The sequence below is a fragment of the Thalassospira xiamenensis M-5 = DSM 17429 genome (assembly GCF_000300235.2).
GTDB classification, from domain to species: Bacteria; Pseudomonadota; Alphaproteobacteria; order Rhodospirillales; family Thalassospiraceae; genus Thalassospira; species Thalassospira xiamenensis.
On sequence record NZ_CP004388.1, the window covers coordinates 1,149,979 to 1,166,567 of the forward strand.

Below are 16,589 nucleotides of genomic sequence, written 5' to 3' on the forward strand. Positions count from 1 at the left end.
TTGCCGGAAGTCTGTTCATCTAATGTATCGTGGAAATTTGCCGCGTTTGGCGTTATGAACGGCACAAATTAAAACAAACCCACCTTGTTTTTGAGAGAGACGAGAACTTATCCCATGAGTGATTTTGTCTATAAACCCATGTTCGAGCAGGGTAAGGACACGACCCCTTACCGCAAGATCGGTGACGAAGGCGTTTCAACCGTTGAGGTCAATGGCGAGACGTTTTTGAAAGTCGAACCCGAGGCGATTGAGAAACTGACGCTTCAGGCGTTTTTCGATTGTTCGCATTTGCTGCGCCCGGGCCATCTCGAACAGTTGCGCAAAATCCTTGATGACCCGGAAGCAACGCCGAATGACAAGTTCGTTGCGATGGACCTTCTGAAAAACGCCAATATCGCATCGGGCGGCGTTTTGCCGATGTGCCAGGATACCGGTACGGCGATTGTCATGGGCAAGCGCGGTGGCAAGGTCATCACCAATGGTGCCGATGAAGAAGCCCTGTCAAAGGGCATCTGGCGTGCCTATCAGGAACATAACCTGCGTTATTCGCAGGTGTCGCCGGTTAATATGTTCGAAGAAAAGAACACGGGTTCGAACCTTCCAGCCCAGATCGATCTGTATGCGACGCCGGGCAATGAATATAAATTCATGTTCATGGCAAAGGGCGGTGGTTCGGCCAACAAGACCTTCCTGTATCAGCAGACCAAGGCGCTTCTGAACCCGGAAAGCCTGCGGAAGTTTCTGGACGAGAAAATCAGAACGCTGGGTACTTCTGCCTGCCCGCCCTATCACCTTGCCATCGTGATTGGCGGAACATCAGCCGAGGCAGCGCTCAAGACCGTTAAAATGGCATCGGCACGTTATTACGATAACCTGCCGACCGAAGGCGGTGTGCATGGCCAGGCCTATCGTGATCTTGAATGGGAACAGAAGGTTCTTGAGATGACGCGCGAAATGGGCATTGGCGCACAGTTCGGCGGCAAGTATTTCTGCCATGACGTGCGTGTTGTCCGCCTGCCGCGCCACGGGGCAAGCTGCCCGGTGGCGATTGGTGTTTCGTGCTCGGCCGACCGTCAGGTTCTGGGCAAGATCACCAAGGACGGCATTTTCATCGAAGACCTGGAACACAACCCGGCAAAATATCTTCCGGAAGTGTCGGACGAACATCTTGATGACAATGTGGTCAAGGTTGACCTGAACCGTCCGATGGATGAAATCCGTAAACAGCTTTCCGGGTATTCGGTCAAGACGCGTCTGGCGCTGACCGGGACCGTGATCGTGGCGCGTGATATTGCGCACGCCAAGATCAAGGAACGCCTTGATGCTGGCGAAGGCATGCCCGATTACATGAAAAACCACCCGGTTTATTATGCAGGCCCGGCAAAAACACCCGAAGGCATGCCGTCCGGTTCGTTCGGCCCGACCACGGCGGGACGTATGGATGCCTATGTTGAACAGTTCCAGGCCGCAGGCGGATCGTTCGTCATGCTTGCCAAGGGCAACCGTTCGAAACAGGTCAAGGATGCGTGTAAAAACCACGGCGGGTTCTATCTTGGTTCCATCGGTGGTCCGGCCGCGCGCCTTGCGCAGGATTGCATCAAGAAAGTCGAAGTCCTTGAATACCCCGAACTGGGCATGGAAGCCGTCTGGAAGATCGAGGTCGAAGATTTCCCGGCCTTTATCGTGATCGACGACAAGGGCAATGACTTCTTTGCCGAATTTGGCATCTGATTTCGATATTACTGATTTGAAACAGGGCAGTGCGGGCAATCCGTGCTGCCCTGTTTTTGTTTGCGGCCGGTTATGCATAGCTGACCCACGGTCAAAATTCTTGCCTTGATTGGTGCTGCGTGGTCTGATTTTCGCAAAATCAACCCTTTAGCGGGAATGCTGATATGTCTCGAACTTCTGCTGTTGCCATGAACAGTGCAACAGAAAGCCGTCTGGTCGGTGTGACATCGGCCCTGGCGACGGTGGCGATCTGGGCTGCGTGGCTGATTGTCACGCGCTATGCCATGACATCCGATTTTACCGCGGTCGATATCGGGCTTTTGCGCTTTGTCGTGCCGTTTGTGTTGCTGGCCCCGATCTGGCTTAAACGCGGGATCTGGCCCAAGGGGCTTTCGATTGCCAATGGCCTGATCATGCTGGTGGGATCAGGCGCATTTTATACGCTTCTGGTGGCCAGTGCCCTGCAATATGTTCCGGCAAGCCATGTGGGCATTTTACTGCCCGGTGTGATGGCGGTCTGGGCGGTTCTGATTGCGGTTGTGATGTTCGGTGAACGGCCGGGCTGGGTCCGGCTGGCGGGTTATGCCACGGTGATTACCGGTATCGTCCTGTTGGCGGTGCTTAAACCCGGCCATTCGACCGGTGACACGATCCTTTATGGCTATGGTCTTGTGTCGGCCGGGGCATTCATGTGGGCGTGCTATACTCACGCAATGCGTCAAAGCGGCCTTGGTGCGCTGGAAGCGGCGGCATTTGTCGGCTTCTGGTCGTTTGTGATCATGGCGGTGGTAGCCCTGTTTACGGGCACGCACATCCCTGATGCGCCGATGGATGACGTGCTGCTGTTGCTCGTCACACAGGGCCTGCTGGCGGGATGCGTTGCGGTGGTGACCTATGGGCTTGCGGTGCGTCATATCGGGTCAACCGGTGCCTCGGCCTTTGGTGCGATGACCCCGGCATTGACCGCGCTCGGCGGTGTGTTCCTGCTTGGTGAGGAAGGCAATCTTGCGCTGGCGATTGCAGTGGCACTGGTGATTTTCGGTGTGATGGTTGCATCGGGCATTTTCCGCAAGGTTTTGCGTTAGTCCCCTGTTGCCAAAGACATGTTTGAAGGTGCCGGTGGCGGGATAATTCAGCCCGCCGCTGGTGCCTTTTTCTTTGGGATGCGCAGTTCTGCCGATGCGCACAGAAAATTCTTTTCGCAGGTGCAAAATCACGTTAGCATCATATTCGTGATTGCAAAGGCGCAGTTACGAACAATCGGCAGGCAACGAGGCTTGCAAGACAATCGCGCGACCGGACGGCGTTATGCACGGTCGATTTCAGATGTCCCATGCCTCGGAGAAGTTCAATGTTTGCCGGTTTCATGCGTTCCGTTTCCCCCGATGAAGACAGCCGTTCAAAACAGGGCCGCGAGGCCGGGCTTGGCGATATTCTGCGCCTGTTGCGCACGGTTGGGACAATTGCCGATGATGCACGACAAAGTGACGCGGCGATTGCCGGTATCCTTGATGCGGTTTGCGATTATTGCCACTGGCCGGTCGGTCATGCCTACCTGCTTCGCGAAGACAATACGCTGTCTTCGGCCAAAATCTGGTCGATCGGGCGGGGTGTTTTGCCCACAGATCTGACCGATTTTCGGTTGCAGTCAGAGGCCACGGTTTTCACCATCGGGCAGGGCCTGATCGGGTCGGTTGCAAAGACGGGGGAACCTGTCTGCATCGAAAACGTTGTTACTAAGGACGGCTTCCTGCGCGCCAGCGGGGCTGCCCGGAACGGGTTGCAGGGCTGTTTCGCGTTGCCGGTCAAAATGGCCGGTAAAGTGGTGGCCGTCATCGAATTTTTCAGCCGTGATATCGCCCGTCTTGATGATGAGATGCTTGAACTGCTTGGCTTTGTTGGCGGGCAGGTCGCACGCGTGCTCGAACGTGATGCGGCACTGGCCGCGCGCGAAAAACTGGCATCGGATTTTGAAAGCCAGGTGCAGGGTACGGTCGGGATGCTGGGTGCCGCGGTCAGCCAGATGCGCAGTGCGCTTGACGTGCTGGGCGATAGCAACCGGCGGACGGATGCATGCGGCAAGGGCATTGATCAGGCGGCCCATGCCGCCCTCTCCCGGATTGAAAATGTCGCCGGACAGATGGATGCGCTTCAGGCGGCGTTGACCACGATTGGCGATGATGCCGGGGCGAATGTGGAAACCACCCGTGCATTGGGGGCGCAGGCACGTGAGATGCGCGATGAATTTGCCAAATTGCAGGCGCGTGCAGCCGATGCGGGCAAGATGCTGTCGACAATTTCGGCCATCGCCAGCCAGATCAAATTGCTGGGGCTGAATGCCTCGATCGAGGCGGCACGTGTTGGCGAGGCCGGGAAGGGCTTTGCCATCGTTGCCAAGGAAGTCAAGGCGTTGGCGGGGCAATCCGAAGCCGCAACTGCCGAAATCGCCCAATGGATGGATGGTGTCACCGGGGCGATTTCAAAGGCCGGTGGGGATATCGACCGGATTTCCGATGCGATGGGCGACTTGCAGGCGCGTGCCGAAATCACCGCGGATCAAACCGGTGGGCAGGTTGAAATTTGTCGCACCGTTGCAGGGGATGCGCTTGATGCGTTGAAACAGGCGCGGGTGGTGGGTGCCAGTGTTTCCGATATTGCAGAGGCAATTTCCCATAACGGGCAGGTCGCGGGCGAACTTTCCGATGCAGCGCGGAATCTTGAAACACAAGGATCGGACCTTAGCCATCGGGTCGAGGGCTTTGTCGGTCAGATCCTGGCGATGTGAGGGTTAGACTATCCGGTCGGGGAATTTCGATGTGCGTTTTGCCACCATGCGGGCCAATGGCGGACCAAACAGCAGTACCATGAAAAAGCGCGTTGCCTGTAACACCAGGATAAAGGACAAGTCGACATTGGTGCTGGCCGCGATGATGGCGACCGAGTCAAGCCCGCCGGGGCTGGTGGCGAGATAGGCGGTCAGTGGATCAACATCCATGAAAATCACCAGCAATACCGAAATCCCGGCACAAAAACCGATCAGAACGAAAATCGAAATCAGGATTTTCGGCAGGGCGTACGCCGCGTGGCGTAAAACTGCAGGTGTGAATTTCAACCCGATCATCCAGCCGATCACGGCATAGGTCAGGCCAAGAAACCATTCAGGCAGGACGATATCGACCATACCGGTGATGCTTAACACCATGACGACGATCATCGGCACCAGAAGCGGACCCGATGGCAAACGTGACTTTGCCCCGACAATGCACAGGATGACGGCGATTGCCACTGTTATACCGAAATCGCCGATATCAAACGGGCTAAACCATTGATGCGGATGGGCCGCCGCCAATGCCGGATCGACCCAGAAATTGGCAACACTTGATGCCACGGCAACCACAATCACCACCCGGACATATTGCATGAAGGCCACTAGTCTGGCATCGGCGCCAAAGGCCTCGGCCATGATGACCATGGCGGATGCGGCACCCGGTGATGATCCCCAAATGCCTGCCGTTCCCGGCAGGACCTGCTTGATGCACAATATCCAGCCCAAAAAGCTGCTGGCGATCAATGTCAGTGCCGTAACGCCCAGAACCAGCGGCCAGTCATGCATGAAAGATGTGATGATCCCGGCGGTCATTGACCCGCCGACCATGCAGCCAAGCACCGATTGCGCGCCAAGATAGATCGGCTTTGGCATGGCGATGGTGGTGCCATTGGTACCCATGACAATGCCAACAATCATCGGGCCGAGCAAAAGGGCGGCCGGGATATCCGCATCATGCAGGATCACGGACAGCACAAGCGAAACGCCAATCAGCAATCCCCATTGCATAAGATGCGGCATTTTGCCGAGCTTTTCCCGATCAGGGGGCGAGTTGGGTTTGGGGGACTTGGGGGCGTGGGGCGCATGGGGCGAGGTATCTGGCACGGGAAAGCCTTTGTTTGGGGCAGCAGGGTTATGGGGTGGTAAAGGTCAGTTCGGCTGATTGGCGGACACGCGCAATGCGCGGCAGGATTTCGGTGATTGAAAACTGGTGCATTTCGACCGATTTGGTGGCGGTGGTATCCTCGGCAATCACGATGTTATAGCCGTGTTCCCACGCCGACCGGGCGGTGGATTCCACGCCGAAATTGGTGACAACACCGCCAAGGACGATGGTTTCAATCCCGCGACGGCGAAGCTGCAGATCAAGATCGGTGCCGTAAAACGCGCCCCATTGATGTTTGGTAATGACGATATCGCCGGGTTGTATCAAGTCATCCACAAGGGTGCCCCAATCTTCGGGCGGGCATTTCGCCGGGACGGATGGCAGATCAACCATCTGGTGCGGGGCATCGGCCATGTCAGAAGACCAGTAAACGCGGACCAGAACGATGGGGGCTTTGGCCGAACGGAATTTGGCGATCAGATTGCGGGCATTTTCAAGCACCACATCACCGCTTCGCGGATGCAGGGACTGGGCCAGAATGCCGTTTTGCAGGTCGATCATGACAAGGGCGGTACGCGCCGGATCCAGCAGGATTTGGTCTTTGGGCATGGGGCACCTGATTGGGGCAAGGTATCGGATCGGGGCGGATGGCGACGCCGTTTGGGAGTGGCGCACTGCTTTGGGGAAGGATCATGATAAACCGAAACATCCTGATATGGCGAGTTTTTCGGATGAATAGCGGGGAAACAGCGGGCAGGCAGGGGATTGGGACTTGGCCCGATCAATCGCGGTGGCTTATGTTTTTGATCGCCACAGGAACAGGGAAACCCGATTGTCATGACCATCGATTTTATCTTTGACGGGCCTGATGATGCCAAGCAGACCATTTTGCTGGCGCATGGGGCGGGGGCTGCAATGGATAGCCCGTTCATGAATGAAATGGCGGCCGGTCTGGCGGCATGTGGCTATCGCGTGGCGCGGTTTGAATTTCCTTATATGGCGAAACGCCGGGTGGACGGGAAAAAGCGTGGGCCGGATCGGGCCCCGGTTCTGATCGAGACTTATCAGCAGGTTGTGACACAGCTTGACACGCCCGAAAAACTTGTGATTGGTGGCAAATCAATGGGCGGGCGGATCGCCAGTATGGTCGCAGATGACCTTGGCGTGCGTGGTGTCGTCTGCCTTGGTTATCCGTTTCATCCACCGGGGAAGCCTGAAAACCTGCGGACTGCGCATTTACAGACGATGAAAACACCTACCCTGATTTGTCATGGCACGCGCGACCCGTTTGGCAGTCCGGACGAGGTAGCGGGTTATGGACTGGCCGACACGGTATCCCTGCACTGGGTCTCCGACGGTGATCATGATTTCGACGCGCGCAAGAAGTCCGGTCACACACAGGAAGGCAATATTGTCGAAGCGATCAACGCGATTGATGCCTTTGTCAAAAGCACGGGATGACGTGGTTGGTTGCGCCATCCCGCAAAAATCCGGGGTTACTGTGCCAGTAACCCGCCATAGGGATCATCCAAAATGATCCGCCATACATTGCCGTTCGTTCGTTTCAGAACAGAAACCGAAAGGCCGTTATCATTGATTTGCGTTCCGTCCGGTGCCGTTCCCTGCATCGTCCATGGTGCAATGTGAAGGGCTGTATCATCGGTGACGAATACCTTGTGCCCGCCATAATCAAATGCCGGGTTGATGTCAAAGAACTGAATGAACTGTTCACGGATTTCCATGGCACCGCTTGTGGCAGTACCCGGTGTGAAGGCAATAACAGCATCATGGTCATAATGCGCCAGAACGCCTTCGATATCGCGGTTTTCAAATGCCTGTGTCATCGACAGAACGGTATCAAGAACCTGTTTTTCATCGGTGTTCATGGTCTGTCCTGGTTCGGTTGATTGTGCTGGAGTATTTAACCCCGGCAGCAAAAAGAACATCAAGGTTGGCAGGAATACCTTTTTCCTCATGACACCCCCAGCGGGGCAAGGGGAATGACATGGAAGGTGTTGGTTTTTTCAAAATATGACATTGGGGACGAGATGTGGTCAGGGATCATGTGTTTGGTTCCGCAATCAGGTGATGTAGAGCGCGAACATTGGTGACGCGAAGGGATCAGGCCGGTATGCCTTCGACCGGCATCAGGAAATCCTTGGCATATTCATCACTCATTTCGGCGTCCTGACTGGCGATATCGATCCTTATCCCATTGGGGTCAAGCAGGGTGAAATGACGCTGGCCCCATGGTTCGTCGCGCAGTTCGAGCGCAAATTCGAAACCCTTGGCGCGGAGCTCATCGGCGGCAGTTTTGGCGTCCTCGACGCTGATGCCAAAGATGCTGCCGTCGCCCATGGTGCGGCCATGGAATAGCGGCGGCTGTGTCGGATGGTCGGGCTGCATCAGGCCGATTTGGACTTCCATGCATTCTGGCCAGACAAGGTGGATATACCAGTCCCCGGCAAAGACGGCGACAAAGCCGAGTTCTTCGTAAAAAGTCCGGCTTTCTGTCAGTTTTTCGGTGACGATAATCGGAAAGGCGCTGGTGACTTTCATTGGTTTTCTCCTGACGAATGTTGAAACCCTGTTCCCGATAATTGTCATGTTTGCACATGCCTCCTGACAGGAGCCTGTCAGGAGCGTTATGATAATTTCTCGGTCATGCTGAGAAAGGAGCGAACATGAGAAGGGCCGACCGACTTTTCCGTCTTGTGCAGATTTTGCGCCGTCGCAAACTGTGCCGGGCGCGCGAACTTGCCGAGGAACTGGAAGTTTCCGAGCGCACGATTTACCGCGATATTCGCGATCTTGCCGCGTCCGGTGTTCCGGTCGAAGGCGAGGCGGGGGTGGGCTATATCCTGCGCGATGGTTATGATCTGCCGCCATTGATGTTTGATGCCGACGAGATCGAGGCACTGGTGGTTGCCGCACGCATGGTGCAGAGCTGGACCGATCCGCAGATGGCGCGGGCCGCGGGCGATGCCCTGACCAAGATCGAGGCGGTCTTGCCGGAAAAAATGCGGGGTCTTATTGGCGGGGTGCCGATTGCGATTGCCGAAATCGCACAGGCCCCGATTGCGATTTCGATGCCCGATTTGCGGCGTGCCATCCGTGAACGGCATCTGATCAATATCGATTACACCGATGCCAAGGGGGATGACACCAACCGGCGGGTCTGGCCGTTGGGGATGCTGTTTTTTGGCACCATCTGGCTGTTGGCAAGCTGGTGCGAACTTCGCCAGGCCTTCCGCGTTTTCCGTGCAGACCGGATCAAGAACATGCAGATCACCGCAGATCATTTCCGGCCGACACCGGGGCGGACATTGCGTGACTACCTGATTTCCGAAGGCGTCGAGGGGGAAATCCTCAATGGCATCGGTCGATAACGAATTTGTCCAGATGGTAAGCGAATTGTTATCCCCACTGGGAAACATCCGCCCGAACCGGATGTTTGGTGCATTCGGGCTTTATTGCGATGGGGTACTTTTTGCGATCATTGATGAAGATGTGCTGTATCTGAAAGGCGATGAACAAACTGCCGGGGCCTACGATGCGCAAGGTATGGCACCCTTTTGTGTGCCATCAGGTCGCCCGATGACACTGTCTTATTTCGAGGTTCCGGGTGACTGGCTGGACGAGCCAGATCAATTGATGGAATTTGCCCATATGGCACTTGGTGCTGCGCATCGTGCGGCAGCGGAAAAGGTGGCCAAAGCCAAGCGCAAAAAATCGAAAACCGGCAGTAATGGGTAAAAGTTTTCAGGGAGATCTGGGGCAAAACTATCCGATTGTTTGAGGGCGCACTGAAAGGGCTGCATTTGCCGCGGATTTTCGTATAAGATTTTCCTGTAGTAAGAAAACCACGGGGAAAGCGCATCGGTGTGGCGTTAAAGGATTTGTGCCGGAGCATTGTCGGGACGTTCCGCGTTCGGGAAGATCAACCCGAACTGGTTCGCGCGCAGGTCAAGGCCCTTTCCCGTCAAATCCCGTTACTTTACATCCTGCTTTTTGCAAACGCGGTCGCGCTGGCTTTCACGCATTACGGAACCGCACCCGACTGGATGACGGTTTATATTCCAGCGGTTCTGGGGATTGTCTGTCTGATCCGTGGGCTTGCATGGATGCGCTTGCGTGATACGGCAAATGATTTTGCCAGTGCGGTGCTGCATTTGCGCCGTATCCGCATTCTGGCCGCAGTCATCAGCGTCGTCTTCACCGCCTGGGCGATCAAGATGTTTGGTTATGGTGATGCCTATCAACAGGGGCATGTCGCCTATTTCATCTCGATCACCGTGGTTGGGTGCATCTTCTGTCTGTTGCATTTTCCCCCAGCTGCTCTTTTGGTCGTCATCATCGTTCTTGGGTCTTTCATCCTGCATTTCGGGTCTACCGGGAACGAGGTTTACGTCGCGATTGCGGCCAATATGGCGATGGTATCCTTGATGATTGTCCAGATCATCCGAAGCTACTACGCGGCGTTTTCTGGACTGGTGGAATCGCAAATCGATCTGGAAAAGCAGCACACCAAAACCATCGAGCTTTCCAACCAGAACCGTGAACTGGCCTTTCGTGATGCCTTGACCGGTCTTTCCAACCGCCGCGCATTCTTTTCCCATCTTGACGAAGCGGTAGCACGCGCAAAGGACGGCGGGCGTTTTGCGGTTGCGATGATTGATCTGGACGGATTCAAGCCGGTCAATGACGTGCATGGCCATCCGGCTGGCGATGATGTGCTGGTCAAAGCCAGCGCCCGCTTACGCGACATTCTGGGACCGGATGTCTTGTTGGCGCGACTGGGTGGGGATGAATTCGGTGTGATCCTTGACGATATTACGGATGCCGCGGAACTGATCCGTATCGGACGGGAACTTTGCGGAACGCTTAATGATCCGTTCGAGGTTGGCGGGGGAACGGTGCAGCTTTCCGCATCGCTTGGTTTTGCGACCTACCCGGCGGTGGCACGTAAACCCAACGCCCTGTTCGAGCGTGCCGATTTCGCGCTTTACTACGCCAAGAAGAACATGCCGGGCCATCCGGTTTTGTTCGCCGCCCATCACGAAACCCTGATCCGCCATGACAGCCAGATCGAACAGGCCCTGCGCAAGGCTGATCTGGAAAGCGAATTGTCGATCCATTATCAACCGGTTTTTGATTTGCACAGCGGTAAACTGCATTCGATCGAGGTGCTTGCCCGGTGGGATAATGATAAAATGGGGCGGGTTTCACCCGAAATGTTTTTTCCGGTGGCCGAAAAAACCGGGCAGGTCGGAACTCTGTCGACGATCCTGTTCCAGAAGGCGCTGAAATCCATGATCGCCTGGCCACAGGATGTACCGTTGTCGTTTAACCTGTCGGCCCGCGATATAGTTTTGCCCGACATGGCGCACTGGCTGATTGATCAGATCAAATTCTTTGGGATTGATCCGGGACGTCTGACATTTGAAGTGACGGAAACGGCTTTGCTGCGCGATTTTGTGTCGGCCCGTGCCAGCATTCGCTATCTGCGCCGCCACGGGGCAAAGGTTGCGCTGGATGATTTCGGAATCGGGTATTCCAGCCTGCGCTATGTTCATGAACTGGAATTCGACTGTCTGAAGATTGATCGCAGTTTTATCGAACCGATTGTTACCAGCGAACGCAGCCAGCGGATTGTCAAAACCGTGATCGACATGTGCGACAATCTGGGCACCGATTGCGTGATCGAAGGGATCGAGACACCCGAACAGCGCGACCAGGTCCTGCGTCTTGGCGGGCGTCTCGCACAGGGATATTTCTTTGCCCGGCCATCGGCCAGCATTGATTGGGATGCCTTGCCCAATGTGGCAGATCGGGATTGGACAGAAACCCCATCGGATGTCCGACAGGTCGACGCAAAATCATAACGTTTCCATCATGAAGCGGGTGATCGCAAATAGGGCAAAACCGGCTGCATCTTTGCCCTATTGATGTCGGTTTCGCGGTTAATCTTCCCGCAACCCAATCAGGGTATTCTTCTGGTCATCCGGCATGGCAGATAGTGGCATATGCCCGCGTCGCGCGCCGGACTGCACCGGATACCGATTTTGCGGCCGATCTAAGCAATTGAAACGACTCGTTGTTTTTATTGGCTATTGCAAGGATTCAGGCGAGTCGTTACGATTCGCCATCTTAGACGGGAACAGGGCTTCGGACAGATGTCAGGCCAGACGCACATTTCATCCCAGATAGCCGCTGTCAAGATTGATGGCATTGATCTGGCGCCTGAAATTCGCACCCGTCTTCGTCATCTGATTGATACACTGCCTGACCAACCCGCCCGATTACGGGTAATGGGGCATGTTCTGCTGGATATGGGGCTTGGCAGTCTTGCACTTGATGCGTTTGGACGGGCCTTGTTGCTGGATGATCTTGATCCGGCAACGCATCTGGGATTGACCCGGACCTATTTGCAGAACGGATCACGCGACATCGCGCTTGAACATCTGGAAATCGCAATCAGCCTGCGGCCCGATGCCCGCGAGTTGCGCGTGGTGGCCGCCGATCTTGTCTCTTGCTGCGACCGCATGAAGGCATTCGATCAATTGGGTGCGGTCCTGTCGAGAGATCCGGATCACGCGGGCGCACGCAAGGGGCTTGCGGCATTGATACGATCCGTGATCACAAGCCGCATTCAGGAAAGCAGATCTTCTGCGTCAAAGGTTGCGACCGATACCACCCATATCTGGGATTTGCAGGATCATATGCCGGAACGGGAACTCTCACCGCCCCAGCCGTGGTTTTTGAATTAGCTGATTGTGCCTGATGTTATTTTCCTGACCGGGTAAGGGCATTGGGCTGTAATGATACGACGGTGAAGTCGTCATGCAGCTTGACCGGTGCGCGATCCATGAATTGATCGGCAAGGTGGGATGCCAGGTCGGTCATGCCGCCTGTTTCGGAAATTATGTCCTGAACCATTTTCAAAAGCCGTTCACCTTCAAGAAAAGCCCCATCATCAAGCACGGTTTCGATCAACGCATCGCTGTAAAGCAGCAGGAAATTATCGATCCCGAAGGGTATTTCGCGGGTTTCATATCGGGCATCGCGGATAACGCCAAGCGGCACACCTGAGCCATCAAGAAACGTGGTTTCACCGGTTTTGATGTTGCCCAGAACTGGCGAGGTGCAGGCCGCACTGGCGTAGCGGAATGTTTCGGCGGTTCGATTGATAACACCATATAGCATCGTGGCGTATTGGCCGACCGGGAGCAGACCTTTGAGGTGGCGGTTAAGAGATTCCAGATAGACACCCGGATCATCATCATGCTGGTCATCCGACCAGATCAGGGAATGAAGACGGAATGTATTGAGTGCGGCACCAAGTCCGTGACCGGCAAAGTCAACGATGTAAACACCCAGCCGGTCGTCATCAATCGGGGCCAGTCCCCACATGTCACCGCCAAGTTCAGATGACATCTGGAAGCTGGCACTGATGGTCATGCCATATTCAAGGCCGGTCCCCCGATATTGTTCCGCCTTGGGGATCAGCATTTCCTGCATGTCACGCGCCATTTCCAGTTCGGACTGCGTACGTTCCTGATAGGCCTGCAACTGTTTGACCAGTAGACGATTTTCAAGATGGATACGCGTACGCGCGATCATTTCCGCCTTGTTTAGCGGCTTTAAAATAAGGTCGGTCGCTCCGTCCTCGAAAATCCGCGTGCGCCCTTCGTTTTCTTCAAGCGCGGTCTGGGCAATGATCGGGGTTTCGGCAAATAGCGGGTCGGCACGCAGGGCCTTGCATACCTCGTAACCATCCATTTTGGGCATGATGATATCTAGGATGATCAGGTCGGGATTATGCTTTTGCGCCTGTGCCAGTGCATCTTCGCCGTCCTTGGCGAAAACCAGATTGGTAAACCCGTCCGAACGCAAATACGACGCGATGATTTCACGCGATATCATGGTGTCATCGGCAATCAGTATCATCGCATCACGCGGGTTGCGAAGGTCTCCTTCCCCGGCGGCCCGTTCGGCGGCCTCAAGACCCGCGACGAAATTGGTATTAAGCGGCAGGGCTGCCGATGCATCGGGGGCAAAAGTCAGCCGGATTGTCCGCCCGCCACGATCAAAGGTGACATCGTGGCAAAGGCTTCGGATCAATGGCAGGCCACGGCCAAAGGTGGATTCAGCGCCGGGTAATTTGGGAAGCGGTGTCTCATCGGGCGGGACAAAGCCTCTGCCCTGATCATGGATCGAAATTTCGACATTGCCATTGCGCCGTTTTTTCGCCGTCAGCATGATCGCGCGGCCACCATGGATCGGGGATGCCAGGCGGCGCGCCGTTTCCTCGCCCAATTCGTTGAAGCGGTCCATCGACAGATGGCCGGCCGTATTTATTTCCAGATTGCCGTGAAGCATCGAATTTGCAAAGGCTTCCTGAACGGCCATTTCGACCGTCGGCGCGATGGCATCGTGAATGATGCCGCGGTGGCGAAGGGCGGTGACGAATTTTCGTGCCATTGGCAGTTGATAGGCACTTTGCGTCGACATGCAGACCAGAAGGTCCCAATTCGCGCCCCGTTTGGCGGTTCGCAACGGTCCAAGATCACCCAGATCAAGCGCATCATAGCATTCGACAAAATAATTGCAGTTGAGGCGCACCAGCGCGCCAAGCCATTCCCGACCGGTTTCGGACGGTATCAGGCATAATTGATATCGGTTGCGGTGTTCAAAATCTTCGGGGCTTCGGCCAAAGAAAAGTTCCGCATTCGCGCCTGCGCCATCACCGAAAATATGCTGCCCCCCCAGAACCTTTGCCGCGCGGGCTTGGTCAAGCGGTTCGGCAACCGCAACAAGGGGGCGCGGGTTGGCCTCGCCGGTTGTCGGCATGTGTCAGTCTTCCAGCTTGAACAGGGTATCGAAGCGGGCAACTTCGAGCATGCGTTTTACCTGTCCCTGCGCGCCTTTGAGAATGACCGTTGCACGCGACTTCTCACCTTCGTCACGGGCGAGCAGCAGCATGCCGAGCCCGGCTGAGTCGATGAACTCGACCCCGGAAAGGTCAAGGATTTGTGTTTCGGCTTCCTGACTGCGGATTTCTTCGATCAGTTTGCGAAAACTGGAATGGTCCCCAAATGTAAATCGGCCATTCAGTTCGACCTTGATCGTGTCGCCGGATTTTTCGGTGGTGTAATTCAAGCCGTGATACTCCCGGATGCGAGCAATGTTACTGAAACTATGCCTTTTTTAACCAAAAGCTGATTTCTATGAGATAACGAATCAGCTGACTAGAGGTTAGCAGTTGTGCATGTAATGTCACTATCGGTATGGTTCCGGTAGATGAATAGATCGGGACGTGAACGGCAAAATGCCAGAACAGGCACGCATTATCGTTGTCGAAGACACGCTGTCGCTTGCGCGGGTGTATCAGGACTACTTGCGCGCGGATGGCCACAAGGTCGAGCATGTCGTCACTGGTCGTGATGCTATTCAAAGACTGCGAAATGATCCGCCTGACGTTCTGGTTCTTGATCTTATCCTGCCGGACATGGATGGGCGTGATGTTCTGCGCGCCGCCCATCAGGCCGCACCGGAATGCAAGGTGGTTGTGATTACCGCCCACGGTTCGGTCAATGTCGCGGTCGAGGCGATGCGAGACGGGGCGTGGGATTTTCTTCTGAAGCCTTTTACCGCCGACAAGCTTCGGATCACGGTCAGTGATGCCTTGGAAGGCCGGTCTGCGATCAGTCATGCGGTCCAAAAATCTGATGGCGTCGATACCGTCGACGAGATGTATTTTGACATCATCGGCGCGTCGGACACGATGCATGATATCTATCGTATCATTGAAAATGCGGCCCCCAGTCGGGCAACGGTTTTCATTACTGGTGAGTCAGGGACCGGTAAGGAACTTGCGGCAGAAGCCATTCACCGTCGGTCGGAGCGGGTTAACGAGCCGTTTATTCCGCTAAACTGTGGCGCGATCCCCAAAGACCTGATGGAAAGCGAGATTTTCGGTCACGTCAAAGGCGCGTTCACCGGTGCCGTAATCGACCGCGAAGGGGCCGCACATCGGGCCGATGGCGGGACCCTTTTTCTGGATGAAATATGCGAGATGGATCTGGATCTGCAGACCAAGCTTTTGCGGTTCATTCAGACTGGCACATTCCAGAAAGTCGGTGGCAGTTCGATTGAAAGCGTGGATGTAAGGTTTGTTTGTGCAACAAACCGTGATCCGCTTGAAGAAGTGCGTGCCGGGCGTTTCCGAGAAGATCTGTATTACCGTCTTCATGTAATTCCGCTTCACATGCCGCCCTTACGTGATCGCGATGACGATATCCTGCAGATCGCCAATTTCTATCTGCAACGCTTTACCCGAGAAGAAGGGCGCGATTTTCAACGCTTCAGCCCCGATGTTGCCGCCCTGTTTGCGCGCTATGCCTGGCCGGGCAACATTCGTCAGCTTCAGAACATCATCCGCAACATTGTCGTTCTGAATAATGGCACCGAAGTCACCATGTCGATGGTGCCCCGACCGGTTAACAGCGGCACGGACGACGAACGTTTTGGGTCGGAATCCATCGAAGCACCGCCCCCCCATCCGGTCGTCTCAAACGGGTTGGAGGATGCCGGTCGATTTTGGGAAGGGGACCCGGATGCGTTGGCCTTTTTGGCCGGGGCGCGCAACCTGCGCGACGGGGTGGAACCTAAGCATATGGATATGGCCCCTGTCATGATTGGCGCGAATGGCCGGTTTGGCATGGCACCGATGCCAACCGGTTTGCCGATAGACAGCAGCTATGCCGGGATCAAGCCGCTTTGGCTGGTGGAAAAGCAGGCGATTGAAGAAGCAATTGTGCGATGCGGTGGCTCGATCCCACGTGCAGCGGATGCCCTGGGCGTCAGTCCATCGACGATTTATCGCAAGAAACAGGCGTGGGAAGAAAACGGGGCGAAATAGAC

At 55.4% G+C, this 16,589-nt stretch carries 15 protein-coding genes; 9 read left to right on the forward strand and 6 right to left on the reverse strand.

Features of this window, described 5'->3' with window-relative positions:
- Positions 1-114 precede the first annotated feature (114 nt).
- The 3 genes from TH3_RS05320 to TH3_RS05330 all read left to right on the forward strand — a co-directional run bounded on the left by TH3_RS05320 (position 115) and on the right by TH3_RS05330 (position 4,516).
- Positions 115-1,731 carry a fumarate hydratase gene (locus TH3_RS05320; protein WP_007090752.1) on the forward strand — a complete coding sequence of 539 codons (1,617 nt, stop codon included), beginning with the start codon at positions 115-117 and terminating at the stop codon, positions 1,729-1,731.
- Between the two features lie 164 nt (positions 1,732-1,895).
- Positions 1,896-2,816, forward strand: coding sequence for a DMT family transporter (locus TH3_RS05325; protein WP_007090753.1), 921 nt, complete (start codon positions 1,896-1,898; stop codon positions 2,814-2,816).
- Between the two features lie 266 nt (positions 2,817-3,082).
- Positions 3,083-4,516 (forward strand): methyl-accepting chemotaxis protein, encoded by a 1,434-nt coding sequence (locus TH3_RS05330; protein WP_007090754.1) that lies wholly within the window; start codon positions 3,083-3,085, stop codon positions 4,514-4,516.
- Positions 4,517-4,519: 3 nt separating this feature from the next.
- On the opposite strand, the gene TH3_RS05335 is transcribed toward TH3_RS05330, so the two are convergent.
- The gene (locus TH3_RS05335) at positions 4,520-5,578 is read right to left on the reverse strand and encodes an AbrB family transcriptional regulator (protein ID WP_007090755.1); all 1,059 of its coding nucleotides are present in this window, start codon (positions 5,576-5,578) and stop codon (positions 4,520-4,522) included.
- A gap of 112 nt (positions 5,579-5,690) precedes the next feature.
- Positions 5,691-6,272 (reverse strand): hydrolase, encoded by a 582-nt coding sequence (locus TH3_RS05340; protein WP_007090756.1) that lies wholly within the window; start codon positions 6,270-6,272, stop codon positions 5,691-5,693.
- Between the two features lie 228 nt (positions 6,273-6,500).
- On the opposite strand from TH3_RS05340, the gene TH3_RS05345 reads away from it, so the two are divergent.
- The gene (locus tag TH3_RS05345) at positions 6,501-7,124 is read left to right on the forward strand and encodes an alpha/beta family hydrolase (RefSeq protein ID WP_007090757.1); all 624 of its coding nucleotides are present in this window, start codon (positions 6,501-6,503) and stop codon (positions 7,122-7,124) included.
- 35 nt (positions 7,125-7,159) lie between these two features.
- On the opposite strand, the gene TH3_RS22285 is transcribed toward TH3_RS05345, so the two are convergent.
- Positions 7,160-7,549, reverse strand: a complete 390-nt coding sequence (locus TH3_RS22285; protein WP_007090758.1) for a YybH family protein — start codon at positions 7,547-7,549, stop codon at positions 7,160-7,162.
- Positions 7,550-7,784: 235 nt separating this feature from the next.
- A complete protein-coding gene (locus tag TH3_RS05355) occupies positions 7,785-8,222 on the reverse strand; it encodes a VOC family protein (protein ID WP_007090759.1) in 438 nt (145 codons plus the stop codon).
- A gap of 125 nt (positions 8,223-8,347) precedes the next feature.
- Here TH3_RS05355 and TH3_RS05360 point away from each other — a divergent pair, with 125 nt between their 5' ends.
- From TH3_RS05360 to TH3_RS05375, 4 genes are all read left to right on the forward strand, one after another.
- On the forward strand, positions 8,348-9,052 hold the full coding sequence (locus TH3_RS05360; protein ID WP_007090760.1) for a helix-turn-helix transcriptional regulator: 705 nt from the start codon (positions 8,348-8,350) through the stop codon (positions 9,050-9,052).
- On the forward strand, positions 9,036-9,419 hold the full coding sequence (locus TH3_RS05365; protein WP_007090761.1) for a TfoX/Sxy family protein: 384 nt from the start codon (positions 9,036-9,038) through the stop codon (positions 9,417-9,419). The genes TH3_RS05360 and TH3_RS05365 overlap by 17 nt, the downstream gene beginning before the upstream one ends.
- Positions 9,420-9,547: 128 nt before the next feature.
- Positions 9,548-11,548, forward strand: a complete 2,001-nt coding sequence (locus TH3_RS05370; protein WP_007090762.1) for a putative bifunctional diguanylate cyclase/phosphodiesterase — start codon at positions 9,548-9,550, stop codon at positions 11,546-11,548.
- A gap of 291 nt (positions 11,549-11,839) precedes the next feature.
- Complete coding sequence (locus TH3_RS05375; RefSeq protein WP_007090763.1) at positions 11,840-12,433, forward strand: hypothetical protein; 594 nt, start codon at positions 11,840-11,842, stop codon at positions 12,431-12,433.
- Positions 12,434-12,449: 16 nt separating this feature from the next.
- Here TH3_RS05375 and TH3_RS05380 read toward each other — a convergent pair whose 3' ends face one another.
- The gene (locus TH3_RS05380) at positions 12,450-14,516 is read right to left on the reverse strand and encodes a SpoIIE family protein phosphatase (protein WP_007090764.1); all 2,067 of its coding nucleotides are present in this window, start codon (positions 14,514-14,516) and stop codon (positions 12,450-12,452) included.
- A 3-nt stretch (positions 14,517-14,519) separates the two neighbouring features.
- Complete coding sequence (locus tag TH3_RS05385) at positions 14,520-14,825, reverse strand: STAS domain-containing protein (RefSeq protein ID WP_007090765.1); 306 nt, start codon at positions 14,823-14,825, stop codon at positions 14,520-14,522.
- Between the two features lie 169 nt (positions 14,826-14,994).
- Here TH3_RS05385 and TH3_RS05390 point away from each other — a divergent pair, with 169 nt between their 5' ends.
- Positions 14,995-16,587, forward strand: a complete 1,593-nt coding sequence (locus TH3_RS05390) for a sigma-54-dependent transcriptional regulator (protein ID WP_007090766.1) — start codon at positions 14,995-14,997, stop codon at positions 16,585-16,587.
- Positions 16,588-16,589 lie beyond the last annotated feature (2 nt).

Coding starts and splice junctions, on each gene's coding strand:
- TH3_RS05390 (WP_007090766.1), top strand. CDS start 14,995: ATGCCAGAACAGGCACGCATTATCGTTGTCGAAGACACGCTGTCGCTT.
- TH3_RS05325 (WP_007090753.1), top strand. CDS start 1,896: ATGTCTCGAACTTCTGCTGTTGCCATGAACAGTGCAACAGAAAGCCGT.
- TH3_RS05320 (WP_007090752.1), top strand. CDS start 115: ATGAGTGATTTTGTCTATAAACCCATGTTCGAGCAGGGTAAGGACACG.
- TH3_RS05340 (WP_007090756.1), bottom strand. CDS start 6,272: ATGCCCAAAGACCAAATCCTGCTGGATCCGGCGCGTACCGCCCTTGTC.
- TH3_RS05335 (WP_007090755.1), bottom strand. CDS start 5,578: ATGCCGCATCTTATGCAATGGGGATTGCTGATTGGCGTTTCGCTTGTG.
- TH3_RS05380 (WP_007090764.1), bottom strand. CDS start 14,516: ATGCCGACAACCGGCGAGGCCAACCCGCGCCCCCTTGTTGCGGTTGCC.
- TH3_RS05365 (WP_007090761.1), top strand. CDS start 9,036: ATGGCATCGGTCGATAACGAATTTGTCCAGATGGTAAGCGAATTGTTA.
- TH3_RS05375 (WP_007090763.1), top strand. CDS start 11,840: ATGTCAGGCCAGACGCACATTTCATCCCAGATAGCCGCTGTCAAGATT.
- TH3_RS05345 (WP_007090757.1), top strand. CDS start 6,501: ATGACCATCGATTTTATCTTTGACGGGCCTGATGATGCCAAGCAGACC.
- TH3_RS05330 (WP_007090754.1), top strand. CDS start 3,083: ATGTTTGCCGGTTTCATGCGTTCCGTTTCCCCCGATGAAGACAGCCGT.
- TH3_RS05360 (WP_007090760.1), top strand. CDS start 8,348: ATGAGAAGGGCCGACCGACTTTTCCGTCTTGTGCAGATTTTGCGCCGT.
- TH3_RS22285 (WP_007090758.1), bottom strand. CDS start 7,549: ATGAACACCGATGAAAAACAGGTTCTTGATACCGTTCTGTCGATGACA.
- TH3_RS05355 (WP_007090759.1), bottom strand. CDS start 8,222: ATGAAAGTCACCAGCGCCTTTCCGATTATCGTCACCGAAAAACTGACA.